Raw genomic sequence first — 13,294 nt, 5'->3', positions numbered from 1 at the left:
TCCTCCTTGCGGTCCGGGCGCTCAGCCCTTGACCGCTCCCTGGGTCAGTCCGGACACGATCTGGCGCTGGAACAGCACGACGAGAATCACCACCGGGATGGTCACGACGATCGACGCCGCGGAGATCGCACCGGTGGGCAGCTCGAAGTAGGACGCGCCGGTGAAGAACGCCAGCGCGGCGGGCACCGGGCGGGCCGCGCTGGTGGAGGTCAGCGAGATGCCGTACACGAAGTCGTTCCACGCGATGAAGAAGGCGATCAGGGCAGTAGTGAAGACCCCGGGCGCGGCGAGCGGCACGATCGCCTTGCGGAAGGCCTGCCACGCTGTGGCCCCGTCGACCTGGGCCGCCTGCTCGAGCTCCCACGGGATCTGCCGGAAGAACGCGGCCAGCGTCCAGATGGAGATCGGCAGCGTCAGCGACAGGTACGGGATGATGAGGCCGGGCCAGGTGTCGTACAGCCCGATGTTGCGCCACAGGTTGAACAGCGGCGTGACGATCGAGATGACCGGGAAGATCGACACTCCCAGGGCCGTGGTGAGGATGAGCCGCTTGCCGCGGAAGTTCAGGCGCGCGATCGCGTAGGCGGCAAGCGTTGCCAGCACGACGGCGATCGCGGTGGCGATCAGCGAGATCCCGATCGAGTTGCGCAGGGCGGGCAGGAACAGGTCACGGGCGCCTCCCTCGGCGGTGAGGATCTGCTGGTAGTTCTCCCCCGACACCTGCGGCGGCAGGAACGTGCCCGACCGGATGTCGCTGGTCGACTTCAGCGACGTCATGAAGATCGACAGCACCGGGAAGAGGGCGTACACGATCACGAGGACCGTGATGATCCCCCACCCCCATTTCTGACGTGTGCTCAGCCTGCCCATGTCATTGCCCCCTCGCGCTGGCCAGATCGACCTTGAAGAGCTTGATCGCGGCCCAGCAGATGAGGATCACGCACAGGAACAGCAGCACCGACACCGCTGACCCGAGCCCGATCTCCAGCCTGCCGATGGAGGTGCGGTAGGCGAGCAGCGACAGCACCTCGGTGTTGTTCGCCCCGTTCGTCATGATGAAGACATTGTCGAAGATCCGGAACGCGTCCAGGGCCCGGAAGAGCACGGCCACCATGATCGCGGCCTTCATGTTCGGGATGATGACCCGCCACAGCACCTGCCACGGGGAGGCGCCGTCCACCTTGGCCGCCTCCTCCATGTCCCCGGGTACCTGAGCCAGGCCGGCCAGGAGCAGCAGGGAGATGAACGGCGTGGTCTTCCAGACCTCGGAGGCGATGATGACGAACAGTGACGTGCCCTGGCTGGCGAACCAGTTGAGGTCCTCGCTGATACCCGGGACCCAGTCGAACCAGCTGTTGACGTACCCGGAGGTGATGTCGAAGGCGTAGAACCATGCGAACGCCGATACGACGGTGATGATGCCGTAGGGCACGAGGATCGCGGTGCGCAAGAGGCCGCGCAGTCCCCGGATCGCGCGGTGCATCACCATGGCGAGCGCGAAGCCGAGGATCAGCTCGATGACGACCGTGATCACCGTGATGAGGACGGTCACCCAAAGGTCGCGCCACCACACCGGGTCGGTGAGCACGACGCCGTAGTTGCCGAGGCCGACGAACCGCCGCTCGTCCGGGGCCGTGAGCCGGTACTGGAACAGGGAGTCGTAGACGGCCTGAAGTATGGGGTACAAGGTAACGGCCAGCATCACGACGAACGCCGGACCGGCCAGCCACCACCCGAGGCGTGCCTCGGCGCGGGCCCGGTCGCTGCGCCGGGCCCGGCCGGGCGGCGCCCCCTTGGCCGGCGCCCGGTTCGGGGCTACCGGCGGCGTCGCTGAGGTGGTCATAGCAGGCTCTCCCCTCGCAGCACGGAGGTGATGAACTGGGAGGACTCCGGGGGGGTGCGGTCGGGGTCGACGTCGCTGGGCGGGTACCAGGTCGATTGCAGGCCGGTGGAGACCTCGTTGTAGAAGGGCGATTGCGGCCGAGGCACCGCCTGCTCGAGGGAGTCGCGGATCTCCGCGTACATCGGGTACGCCTCTTGCACGGCCGGGTCCTCGTAGGCGGCCGTCGCGGCGGCCGGGTTGCCGTTGGTGGCGAAGTACTCCGCCTGGTGCTCCGGCGTGACGATGCACTCGACGGCCTTGTAGGCCAGGTCCGGGTGCTCGCTGAAAGCGCCGACGCCGAGGTTGATCCCGCCGTACGGCGGCGTCACCTCGCCGCCCTCCTCGGTGAGCGGGTAGGTCGTCCAGCCGATGTCGTCCAGCACGGCCTGGTCGATGGACCCGTCCTGCACGGCGGTCGCGGTGGAGGACCACACGAACGGCCAGTTGACCATGAACGAGCCGTCGTCGCCCTGGAACAGGGTGAGGGATGACGGCTCGTCCTCGGTGGGCAGCCCCGGGCCGCCAACGCCAGACCTGCCGATCTCACCGATGATCTCCGCGGCCGCCCGCCCGGCGTCGCTGTCGAGCCCGAGCTTGAGGTCCCGGGCAGGCGCGTCAGGATTGGTGATGATCTCACCGCCCGCCGACGCGATGAGCGCCGTGATCCACACCGTCAAGGACTCGCCCTTCTGGCCCTGCACGGCCAGCAGCTTCCCCTGACTCTCGGCAGCGTCGATGAGCTGCTGCCACGTCACGGGCTGGGTCATGTCCAGGCCGGCGGCCTCGGCGACCGACTTGCGGTACCACAGCAGCTGGGTGTTGGCCCAGAAGGGGACCGTCACCAGCTCCCCGGCCCAGGTTGCGCCGTCGATCGCGCCCTGCACCACACCCTCGGTGGTCCGCTCAGCGACGCCGTCGGGCAACGGAGCCAGGAAGCCGGGCTCGGCCAGCTCCGGGATGAACGGCGGGTCCAGGCTCATGATGTCGATCGAGGAGTCCTTCGCCGCCAGCCGGCGAGCCAGCTGCTCGCGCTGGGACGCCGCAGTGCGCGGCAGGAGCACCGTCTCGATCGTGTAGGCCCCGCCGGCCTCCTCCGTGCACGCCTGCGCCAGCGCCTCCTGCCCGCCGGCGTCAGGGTTGATGTACCAGTTGAGGGTGGGCGTGCCGGCCTCCGCCGAGCACGCGGACACCCCTGCGGCGATGGTGAGCACGGCGGCCGCCGCCAGCATGCGTCGTCGCATGAGACCTCCCGAAGCGGTGAGGCCTTCAGCAAACCGCGCATCCGGGCATGCCGCCACCGGAGCGCGACCGCTCCGGGACGGGGTTGCCGAGCGCGACCTGTCCCCGGCCGGGGCGACCGAGCACGACCGCTGCATGGGACGGGCTCGGCGTCCAGCGGGCCGCCCTGGAAGGATGGACCCGTGAGCACGAACCTGACCCCGGCCCAGGCGTGGCAGCGCCTGCAGGAGGGCAACGCCCGCTTCGTCGCCGACCGCATGGAGCACCCGGCCCAGGGGGCCGAGTGGCGCGCTGCCGTCGCCGAGGACCAGCACCCGCACGCGGTGCTGTTCGGGTGCTCGGACTCGCGGGTGGCGGCGGAGATCATCTTCGACCAGGGCCTGGGCGACATGTTCGTGGTCCGCACCGCCGGGCACGTCCTGGACACCACGGTGATCGGGTCGATCGAGTACGGCGTGGACGTGCTGGGCGCGCCGCTCGTCGTCGTCCTCGGGCACGACCGGTGCGGGGCCGTCGGGGCCGCCACCGATGCCATGCTCACCGGACGCATGCCCACCGGGTTCGTGCGTGCGGTGGTCGACCGGGTCATCCCGTCCCTGCTGGCGCACGGCGGGGCCGATGTCGACGGCGTGCCCGCGGCGCCGACCGCGGCCGGGGAGCTGGCGTCCACGTCGGCGCCCTCCCGGGACGTGCACGTGGCCGACGAGGACGAGCTGCGCCGTCGGCACGTGCGGGCGACGGTGGAGATGCTCCGCGACTACTCCGTGTCATTGGCGACCGCGGTCGCCGAGGGGCGCTGCGCGATCGTGGGCGTCGAGTACACGCTGGCGGAGGGGACCGCGAACGTCGTGGACCGGCTCGGCGACATCGGCTGACTCGGCCGCCGCCTGATCCTCCTCCGCCCGTCCCGTTCGTGGGCCAGGATGACGGCCATGAGCACCCCGGGTGGAGCGCCGCGATCGGTCGTGGTCGTGGGCGCGGGCATGGTGGGCCTGTCCACGGCATGGTTCCTGCGGCGGGCCGGCCTAGAGGTCACGGTCCTCGAGCAGGACCACGTGGCCGCCGGCTCCTCCTGGGGCAACGCCGGCTGGCTCACCCCGCCGATCACCACACCGCTGCCCGAGCCGACAATCCTGCGCTCAGGCATCGCTGCCCTGGTCTCGCCCGCCTCGCCGGTCTACGTGCCGCTGCGCCCTGACCTGGAGCTGCTGCGCTTCCTCCTCGGTTTTGTCCGGCACAGCACGCACACCGCCTGGCGCCGCGCGATGTCCGCCTACATCCCCCTCAACCGACGCGCGCTGGCGGCTTTCGACCTTCTCGCCGACGGCGGTGTGACCGAGCCCACCGTCCGCACCGAGGACTTCCTGGCCTGCTACCGGCACCCGGGGCAACGCCGGGGCCTGCTGGCAGAGCTGGAGGCGATCCGGGCCGCTGGGCAGCCGGTGGACGCGGACCTGCTCGACGGCGCCGAGCTGCGGGCCCTCGCCCCGGCGCTCACGGCCGAGGTCACCGCCGGGATCCGGCTGGCGGGCACCCGGTTCATCGACCCCCCGCGATACATGCTCGCCCTCGCCGACGCGGTGCTGGCCTCCGGCGTCGTGCTGCGCGAGGGCACCCGGGTGGTGGCGGTCGACGGTGGCTCTGCCACCCGCCCGGCCCTCGTGCGCACCCGCCCCACCCGCCCGGTCGGCGGACCGAGCGAGCACGAGGCCCCGCCGGCGCGTCCGGCGCGTCCGGCAACCGCCCGCGGCACCCGGGCGGCGGGCGAGGAGATCCTCCGGGCCGACGCCGTCGTCCTCGCCACCGGGGCCTGGCTCGGGGACCTCGCACGGCCGTTCGGGGTGCGGATGGTCGTCCAGGCTGGGCGCGGGTACTCCTTCTCCATCCCCGTGGACCCCATGCCGACGATGCCGCTGTACTTCCCGGTCCAGCGGGTCGCCTGCACCCCGCTCGGCTACCGCTACCGGGTCGCGGGGATGATGGAGTTCCGCCGCCCGGGTGACCCGCTCGACCCTCGCCGGATCCGCGCGATCGTGGACGCGACCCGGCCGCTGCTCGCCGGGGACCTGGACGACCGCGTCGACGAGTGGGTGGGCTCGCGCCCTGTCACCACCGACGGCCTGCCCCTCATCGGCCCCACCAGCGCGCCGCGCGTGATCGCCGCCGGGGGGCACGGCATGTGGGGCATCACGCTCGGCCCGCTCACCGGTCAGCTTGTCGCCGAGCTTGTCACCAGCGGGGACGTGCCGCCCGAGCTGTGGCCGTTCGACCCGCTGCGCTGATCGCCCCTCCCTCGACGTCGTCGGCTGGCCTGTTGGGCGGATGTCATCTTCTCCGCGAGCCGTGACATATCGCGGAGAAGATGACATCTCGCGCCTAGGTGGGGCGCCTGATGGAGCGCCTAGGTGGGGCGGCCTGGGTGGGTGGCGGGTCAGAGCTCGGCGCCCTCCAGCAGGTCGGTGACCAGCGCGGAGACGGCGGAGCGCTCCGAGCGGGTGAGCGTCACGTGCGCGAAGAGCTCCTTGCCCTTGAGGGCCTCGACCACGGCGGCGATGCCGTCGTGCCGGCCGACCCGCAGGTTGTCCCGCTGGGCGACGTCGTGGGTCAGGACCACCTTGGAGTTCTGCCCGATGCGGGAGAGCACGGTGAGCAGCACGTTGCGCTCGAGGGACTGGGCCTCGTCGACGATCACGTACGCGTCGTGCAGGGAGCGGCCCCGGATGTGGGTCAGCGGCAGCACCTCGAGCATGCCGCGGGCCATCACCTCGTCGACGACCTCAGGCGCCACGATCGCCCCCAGGGTGTCGAAGACCGCCTCGGCCCAAGGGTTCATCTTCTCCGCCTGGTCACCGGGCAGGTAACCCAGCTCCTGCCCGCCGACGGCGTAGAGCGGTCGGAAGACGACGACCTTGCGGTGCTCGTGCCGCTCCATCACCGCCTCGAGGCCTGCGCACAGCGCCAGCGCGGACTTGCCGGTGCCGGCGCGCCCACCCAGGGAGACGATGCCGATGTCCGGGTTGGTGAGGTGGTCGATGGCCACCCGCTGCTCGGCACTGCGGCCCCGCACCCCGAAAACCTCACGGTCCCCGCGCACGAGGTGCAGCCGCCCCTCGGTGCCCAGCCGGCCCAGCGCGGACCCGCGCGGGGAGTGCAGGACGACGCCGGTGTGCAGCGGCTGCTTCTCCAGCTCGCCCGGGGTGGCCAGGTCGGCCACGGCGACGGCGTCCTCGCCCCACAAGCCGGCCATCTCGGACTCGGTGAGCTCCGCCGTCGTCATCCCGGTGTACCCGGAGTCGACCACCTGCTGGGCGCGGTACTCCTCGGCGTTCAAGCCGACCGCCGAGGCCTTGACCCGCATGGGCAGGTCCTTCGACACGACCGTGACGGCGTGGCCCTCGGCGGCCAGGTTCGCAGCCACGGAGAGGATGCGGGTGTCGTTGTCCCCCAGACGCAGGCCGGAGGGCAGCACCTGGTCGGAGGAGTGGTTCAGCTCCACGCGCAGGGTGCCGCCGTCGTCACCGACCGGGACGGCGTCGTCGAGGCGGCCGTGCTTGACGCGCAGGTCGTCGAGCAGCCGCAGGGCCGAGCGCGCGAAATAGCCGAGCTCGGGGTGGTGGCGCTTGGCCTCGAGCTCGGTGATCACGACGACCGGGAGGACGACGTCGTGCTCGACGAAGCGGGTGAAGGCTCGCGGGTCCGACAGGAGGACGGACGTGTCCACGACGTAGGTGCGCAGCGCGGTGCCGGTGGGTTCGGCGACGCCGAGCTGCGCCGCAACGGCGGCGCCGGGCCCGGCGGGGACGCCGGGCGCTGCGGGGGTGTGGTGCTGGACGCGGGTGGTGGGGTCAGGGCTCACGTCGGGCTCCCTCCGGCGCCGGGGCGCCGTGATCAGCTGCGCTGGTCGCTCGCGTGCGTCGCGATCGACCGTGCGGTGTGGGGGGCGGCAGGCCGACCCAGGAAGGGCCGGCGGCCCCTCCCGTACGCAGCGCGGTGCTGCATGGGCGACCTCCCGGAGGGCGGCTGGTGTGCCGTCCGTCACAACGCACGCTACGTCCGTCGAACACTCCGCACCGCGAGGACACACCGGGACACCGACTCGTGCGCCATTGTTCACCGCCCCGTCACGTGAGGTCACCACGCGGCCACGTGCGAAGGCGACGCCGTCAGGTGCGTCGGCGACGCCGTCAGGTGCGCGCCGGCGCCTCAGCGCCCGTGGCGCCGCTCGCGCTGGGCGTAGTCGCGCAGCGCACGCAAGAAGTCCACCCGGCGGAAGTCGGGCCAGTAGACCTCGCAGAAGTAGTACTCGCTGTGCACGGACTGCCACAGCAGGAACCCACCCAGTCGCTGCTCGCCGGAGGTGCGGATGACCAGGTCGGGGTCCGGCTGGCCCTTCGTGTACAGGTGGGCGGTGATGTCGTCGACGCCGATCTCGGCGGCCACGTCTTCGATGCTCTGACCCGCCGCCGCACGCTCGCGCAGCAGGGCGCGCACGGCGTCGGTGATCTCGTGCCGGCCGCCGTAGCCGATGGCGACATTGACCTGCAGCCCGCGCCGGCCGGCGGTGCGGGCCTCGGCGTCGCGCAGGCGGGCGGCGACGTCGTCGGGCAGCAGGTCGAGCGACCCGACCACGCGCAGCCCGTGCCGGCCGGTGTCGGCGATCTTGTCCACCGCCGCGGCGATGATCCCGAGCAGCTCGGCGACCTCCGCCGGGTCCCGCTGGAGGTTGTCGGTGGAGAGCATCCACAGCGTGACGACCTCGACCCCCGCCTCCTCGGACCAGTGCAGCAGCTCGCTGATCTTGTCCGCGCCCCGGCGGTGTCCGTGGGCGACCGGTGCCCCCAGGCCCTTGGCCCAGCGACGGTTGCCGTCGAGGATGACGCCCACGTGACGCGGGACGCCGTCCCGGTCCAGGCTCCGGACGAGGCGACGCTCGTAGAGCTGATACAGCAGTCCCGCAGAAGCCACGATCCGCTCGACTCTCCCCTCGCCCTGGCGCGCCGCCGCGCCTCGCCGGGCCTGCGACGCGTCCGCGCGGACCCTCGGTGAGATTACCGCCGGGCCGGGGCCCGGTGCGTCCAGGAGGTCCAGGAGGTCCAGGAGGTCCAGGAGGTCCAGGAGGTCCGCCGACCCGAACCTACGGTCGCGTAAGTTACGCTGGGCGTGCGACCGCCGCCGTCGCGGCGACGTCACCTTCCCCGAGGACCTTGGAGGTCCCATGGCAGCCCGGCACCACCACGACGCGGCAACGGACGTGGGCACACCGCCCGAGCCCGCCGACGGCGTGCGCCGGGTCGCCGACGCGGTCAAGCCCCGCCTGCGCGGCTGGCTGCACACGGGCACCGCCCCGCTCGCCCTGGTCGCGGGGGTCGTGCTCGTGGTCCTGGCGCCGACGACGGCGGGCAAGGTCTCCACGGCGGTGTTCGCGCTGAGCGCGGTGGTGCTCTTCGGCTGCTCCGCGGTCTACCACCGGGGCACCTGGTCCCCGCGCGCCGCGGCCGTGCTGCGGCGCCTGGACCACTCGAACATCTTCCTGCTGATCGCGGGCACCTACACTCCGCTCGCCGTGCTCCTGCTGGACAGGTCGACGGCGACGGTGCTGCTCGTGGTCGTGTGGACGGGCGCCGCGCTCGGGATCGCCGCCCGGCTCGTGTGGCTGAACGCGCCGAGGTGGGTCTACGTGCCGATCTACGTGGCGCTCGGCTGGGTGGCGCTGGCCTTCCTCCCCCAGTTCTGGACCACGGGCGGGCCCGCCGTGGTGTGGCTCGTGGCCGGTGGCGGGCTGGCCTACACCCTCGGCGCGCTGGTCTACGCGCTGAAGCGGCCCAACCCGAGCCCGCGGTGGTTCGGCTTCCACGAGATCTTCCACGTCGGCACGGTCGTCGGCTTCGCCTGCCACTACGTCGCGGTGCTCCTGGCGGCCCACCAGGCGTGATGCCCGCCGCCTGGCTACGCTTTCCGGACACGGACGGAAGGCAGGCCGATGGCGACCGACGGCTGGGACACGGATCCGAGAGAGCTGCTGCGGGCGGGAGCGGACTTTGACCTCGCCGCCCTCGACCGGGCGGCGACGCCCGGCTGGGCGCATGGCAAACGCGCCGCCGAGGCGTTCCAGGCCGAACGCGGTGAGCTGCTCTCCGAGCTGCAGGAACGTCTGTTCGCCCACGGCCGCACGGGCGGGGACCACGCCGTGCTGCTCATCGTCCAGGGCCTGGACACCGCCGGCAAGGGCGGCGTGGTCCGCCACGTCCTCGGCATGGTGGACCCGCAGGGCGTCGCGCTGCGCGCGTTCGGCGTTCCGACGAACGAGGAGCACCGTCACCACTACCTGTGGCGGGTGCGCAAGGCCCTCCCGAGCCCCGGGCTGATCGGCGTCTTCGACCGCTCGCACTACGAGGACGTGCTGGTGGTCCGGGTCGACGAGCTCGTGGAGGAGTCGGTGTGGTCCAAGCGGTTCGCCGAGATCAACCGTTTCGAGCGGCAGATCGTTGCCTCGGGCACCACCGTGGTCAAGGTCGCGCTCATGGTCGGTCATGACGAGCAGGGTGTGCGGCTGATGGAACGTCTCGACCGGCCGGACAAGCGCTGGAAGTGGAACCCCGGTGACGTCGACACCCGCCGCCAGTGGGACGCCTTCCAGGAGGCCTACACCGACGTCTTCGCCCGGACCTCCACCGACGCCGCGCCCTGGTACGTGGTCCCAGCGGACAAGAAGTGGTACGCACGCCTGGCGGTGACCGAGCTGCTGACCCAGACCCTCGTGGACCTCGACCTGGACTGGCCGAAGCCGCGTTGGCGCGTGGACACCCAGAGGCGCCGGCTCGCCGAGACGATGAGCGAGGAGGCCCTCGCCGCCGCGACCGAGAGTTCCGAGGAGAACGTGGCGAAGGCGGCCGAGGCCGAGAAGGACTTCGCCGACGCCGTCGCCCGGGCAGATGCGCTCGGCGTGGGCGCGGACGCGTTCGAGGCGATCGACGAGGCCGTGCGGAGCTCGCGCGACGGCGTGGCCGCGGTCCCCGCGGAGGTGCCGTTCGTGGTGGGTCTCGACAAGACGGCTCAGGCGGGCAGCGGGACCGACGGCGGCGCGGCGACCGACGAGGTCGGCGCCTCCGGCGCGCCCCCGAAGCGGCGGAAGAAGGACGGCAAGAAGAAGGACGACAAGAACAAGAAGCACAAGGACAAGAAGGACAAGGACAAGAAGCCCGCCCAGGCCGGCGCCGCCCCGCCGAAGGGCAAGAACGCCGCCGCGCCGAAGGGCAAGAACGCCGCCCCGCCGAAGGGCCAGAAGAAGACGCCGAAGAAGAAGTAACCGCGCTCCGGGCCGTCACCGGACCCCGAGATGTGCGGGCGCAGAGCCCGGGAGACCTGCGAGCCCAGAACCTGAGTTCCGTCTGCTATCTCAGGACCGCACCCGGCCGCCGTCGTCCACGCCACCCACGGCGTCGGGCGTGGACGCGATCCCCCTCACCGGGTCCCCGGCCGGTGGGGCACCGTGCTCCAGGGTCACGCCGCCGGGGTGGCCCGCACCGTCGGACGCCGCCGCCTGCGCGGCCGCCTCCTCGGCCTGCACACGCAGCCGTTCGTTGTGGTCCACCCGCCGCATGTGCTTGGTCATCGACAAGAACAACGGGATCACGAGCACGGCGAGCAGCAGGAATCCCCAGACGAAGCCCTCGATGCCCGGCGAGACTTCCCAGAGCTCGAGCTCGGTGGGAGCCGGCGTCGGGCTGGGTGTCTCGGCCATCAGGACCAGCAGCGGGGTCATGCCTCTACCCTGCCACCTTCCGCCGCCTCGTCCGCACGCGCAGCCTGCTCGACGGCGGCACGGTCGTGGCCCGGGGCGCCGGCCTGCCGGGCATCGCCGGCGGCGGGCACCGGGAGCTCGGAGGGCGGCCCCCCGACGACGGCCAGCCCCTCCGGTTGCACGCCGGCGAACAGGTCGTCCTCGACATCCGCGCCGACCGGCACCCGGGTACGGGCGAGCTCGAACTCCTCGACCGGCCACACCTCTGCCTCGATGTCGCGCGGGACGGCGAAGAAGAAGCCGTCGGGGTCGATCTGGGTGGCGTGGGCGCGCAGCGCGGCGTCGCGCTGAGGGAAGTACGCGGCGCACTCGATCCGCGCGGTAGCGCGCCGCCGCGGCCGGTCCGACCGGGACGTGAGCCAGCCCTCAAACGGCGAGACGAACCCACGGGTGCGCATCGCCGTGTCGACCGCCTCGATGCGCGCGATGGAGAAGGAGACGTCGTAGTAGAGCTTCTGCACCGCCCACGGCTCACCCGCGTCGGGGTAGGCGGCCGGGTCTGCGGCGGCCTCGAAGGCCGCCACCGCGACCTTGTGGCTCATGATGTGGTCCGGGTGGGGGTAGCCACCGTTCTCGTCGTAGCAGGTCATGACATGCGGGCGGAACTCGCGCACGCGCCGCACCAGGGCCTCGACCGCCTCCTCGAGCGGCGTGAGCGCGAAGCAGCCCTCGGGTAACGGGGGCAGCGGGTCCCCCTCGGGCAGCCCGGAGTCCACGAAGCCCAGCCACACCTGGTCCACGCCCAGCGCCGCGGCGGCCGCGGCCATCTCCCGCCGCCGGTGGCCAGGCAGGTCGCGCAAGATCTCCGCGTCGCCGGCGAGCCGGGGGTTGAGGATGTCCCCGCGCTCACCCCCGGTGCACGTCACCACCTGCACGCGGGCGCCGTCGCCGGCGTAGCGGGCCATCGTCGCCGCGCCCTTGCTGGACTCGTCGTCGGGGTGGGCGTGCACAGCCATGAGGCGGCGCGCGTCTTCGGTCACGGTGCTCCTTCCGGGCCTCCCCTCGGCCGTGTCGGCCCGGCGGGAGTGTGGAATGGGTGGTCGAAAATGCAGGGACAATGGTCTCGCATCGGCGCGGCGATTGCGATCCGTTATCCCCGTGCGCGCCGCGACGGAAGGACTGACGTGCCCACCAACCCGACCACACCCGGCCCCGCGCATCCCGCCGGACCGGTCGACCCCGCGATCATGGCGGCCCGGTACCGCCACGGAGCCGGGGCCCCGCGCCGCGGTCTGGTCGTCGCCGGGGTCGTGGCGGTGCTGCTCCTCATCGGCGCGGTGGTGCTTCAGGCCACGACGCTGACGCGGCCGAGCGTGCGGACCGAGGACCTGGGGTTCACCGTGCACGACGCCACGCGCACCAGCGTGCGGTTCAACGTCATCACCAACCCCGGGACCACCGTGCGCTGCACGGTCGGCGCGCTCAACACGTCCTTCACCGAGGTCGGCTTCCGCGAGGTGGTCATCGGGCCGGTGAGCGCCCGGACCACCTCGCACCAGGTGGACGTGACCACCACGGAGCTGGCCACCACGGGCAGCGTGGACACCTGCGCGGTCGTCGACGGCGACTGACCCCCAGCGCATCAGGTCCCGGGCGCCGTCCGGTGCGTGCGAGCACGGGACTCTCCGAGAGCGATATCACACGGAAACGCCGTCTTCCGGTTTCCGTACAAGGGCCGCTGGTACACTTGGTCCTTTACACGCCGCCCCGGAGCGGCGCACGTGGTGCGAGCGCCCGGGCGGGAGACAAGTCCCCCCTTGCCTCGGCCGCACGTGCTTGCGTCCGGGGCATGACCGTATGTGGAGGAGGAGCCGTGACACAGACGAGCACCACCTGGCTCACCCAGGACGCGTACAACCGCCTGAAGGCCGAGCTCGATCACCTGACCACCAAGGGCCGGGCCGAGATCGTCGAGAAGATCGACGCCGCCCGGCAGGAGGGGGACCTCAAGGAGAACGGTGGGTATCACGCCGCCCGTGAGGAGCAGGCCAAGCAGGAGGCGCGGATCGTCCAGCTCACCGAGCTGCTGCGGCACGCCAGCGTCGGCGAGGCCCCGGCGGACGACGGCATCATCGAGTCCGGCATGGTTGTGACCGCGAAGATCGCCGACAAGCAGCGCACGTTCCTGCTCGGCTCCCGCGAGGCCGCCCCGGGCCTGGGTGTCGAGGTGTACTCCGAGAGCTCGCCGCTCGGCGCGGCGCTCATCGGCCGCAAGTCCGGCGAGACGGTGTCCTACCAGGCACCCAACGGCGCGCAGATCAGCGTGGAGATCAGCGAGGTCAAGCCCTTCAAGGGCTGAGCCGCTCGGCTGGCTTCTCCTCCCGCGCAGCTCCAAGCCGACCACGACGGCGGGTCACCCCCACGCGGGTGGC

The 13,294-nt window shown here is 72.0% G+C and carries 12 protein-coding genes and 1 pseudogene; 6 read left to right on the top strand and 7 right to left on the bottom strand.

Annotated features, from left to right (window positions below):
- Positions 1-21 precede the first annotated feature (21 nt).
- From FE374_RS04340 to FE374_RS04330, 3 genes are read right to left on the bottom strand one after another with little or no spacing between them, the layout of a single operon-like run.
- Positions 22-870 carry a carbohydrate ABC transporter permease gene (locus FE374_RS04340; RefSeq protein WP_139927408.1) on the bottom strand — a complete coding sequence of 283 codons (849 nt, stop codon included), beginning with the start codon at positions 868-870 and terminating at the stop codon, positions 22-24.
- Position 871: 1 nt separating this feature from the next.
- A complete protein-coding gene (locus FE374_RS04335) occupies positions 872-1,843 on the bottom strand; it encodes a carbohydrate ABC transporter permease (RefSeq protein ID WP_139927407.1) in 972 nt (323 codons plus the stop codon).
- Complete coding sequence (locus tag FE374_RS04330) at positions 1,840-3,123, bottom strand: extracellular solute-binding protein (RefSeq protein WP_139927406.1); 1,284 nt, start codon at positions 3,121-3,123, stop codon at positions 1,840-1,842. The genes FE374_RS04335 and FE374_RS04330 overlap by 4 nt, the downstream gene beginning before the upstream one ends.
- A gap of 180 nt (positions 3,124-3,303) precedes the next feature.
- On the opposite strand from FE374_RS04330, the gene FE374_RS04325 reads away from it, so the two are divergent.
- Positions 3,304-3,996: a carbonic anhydrase gene (locus FE374_RS04325; RefSeq protein WP_230978449.1), complete on the top strand. Its 693-nt coding sequence runs from the start codon at positions 3,304-3,306 to the stop codon at positions 3,994-3,996.
- A 57-nt stretch (positions 3,997-4,053) separates the two neighbouring features.
- A complete protein-coding gene (locus FE374_RS04320; RefSeq protein WP_330998436.1) occupies positions 4,054-5,403 on the top strand; it encodes an NAD(P)/FAD-dependent oxidoreductase in 1,350 nt (449 codons plus the stop codon).
- 149 nt (positions 5,404-5,552) lie between these two features.
- Here the strand turns inward: FE374_RS04320 and FE374_RS04315 are convergent, their stop codons facing one another.
- Both FE374_RS04315 and FE374_RS04310 read right to left on the bottom strand, forming a co-directional pair.
- On the bottom strand, positions 5,553-6,857 hold the full coding sequence (locus FE374_RS04315; RefSeq protein WP_230978539.1) for a PhoH family protein: 1,305 nt from the start codon (positions 6,855-6,857) through the stop codon (positions 5,553-5,555).
- Between the two features lie 467 nt (positions 6,858-7,324).
- Positions 7,325-8,086 (bottom strand): isoprenyl transferase, encoded by a 762-nt coding sequence (locus FE374_RS04310; protein WP_139927403.1) that lies wholly within the window; start codon positions 8,084-8,086, stop codon positions 7,325-7,327.
- A gap of 250 nt (positions 8,087-8,336) precedes the next feature.
- Here FE374_RS04310 and trhA point away from each other — a divergent pair, with 250 nt between their 5' ends.
- Together trhA and FE374_RS20360 are read left to right on the top strand one after the other, a co-directional pair.
- Positions 8,337-9,053, top strand: coding sequence for a PAQR family membrane homeostasis protein TrhA (trhA, locus tag FE374_RS04300; RefSeq protein ID WP_139927402.1), 717 nt, complete (start codon positions 8,337-8,339; stop codon positions 9,051-9,053).
- Between the two features lie 48 nt (positions 9,054-9,101).
- Positions 9,102-9,950: pseudogene (locus FE374_RS20360) on the top strand (PPK2 family polyphosphate kinase); the annotation flags it as partial.
- A 567-nt stretch (positions 9,951-10,517) separates the two neighbouring features.
- Here the strand turns inward: FE374_RS20360 and FE374_RS04290 are convergent.
- The gene (locus tag FE374_RS04290) at positions 10,518-10,883 is read right to left on the bottom strand and encodes a hypothetical protein (RefSeq protein WP_139927400.1); all 366 of its coding nucleotides are present in this window, start codon (positions 10,881-10,883) and stop codon (positions 10,518-10,520) included.
- The gene (gene mca, locus FE374_RS04285; RefSeq protein ID WP_330998435.1) at positions 10,880-11,902 is read right to left on the bottom strand and encodes a mycothiol conjugate amidase Mca; all 1,023 of its coding nucleotides are present in this window, start codon (positions 11,900-11,902) and stop codon (positions 10,880-10,882) included. Before mca ends, FE374_RS04290 begins: the two co-directional genes overlap by 4 nt.
- A 144-nt stretch (positions 11,903-12,046) precedes the next feature.
- Here mca and FE374_RS04280 point away from each other — a divergent pair, with 144 nt between their 5' ends.
- Positions 12,047-12,493, top strand: coding sequence for a DUF4307 domain-containing protein (locus FE374_RS04280; RefSeq protein WP_168205592.1), 447 nt, complete (start codon positions 12,047-12,049; stop codon positions 12,491-12,493).
- 218 nt (positions 12,494-12,711) lie between these two features.
- A complete protein-coding gene (gene greA / locus FE374_RS04275) occupies positions 12,712-13,221 on the top strand; it encodes a transcription elongation factor GreA (RefSeq protein ID WP_139927398.1) in 510 nt (169 codons plus the stop codon).
- The last annotated feature ends 73 nt before the right edge of the window (positions 13,222-13,294 follow it).

Origin of the sequence: Georgenia yuyongxinii (genome assembly GCF_006352065.1) — a bacterium.
GTDB classification, from domain to species: domain Bacteria; phylum Actinomycetota; class Actinomycetes; order Actinomycetales; family Actinomycetaceae; genus Georgenia; species Georgenia yuyongxinii.
Note: the sequence above shows the minus strand (reverse complement) of the source record. Positions and strands in the feature narration are given on the sequence as shown.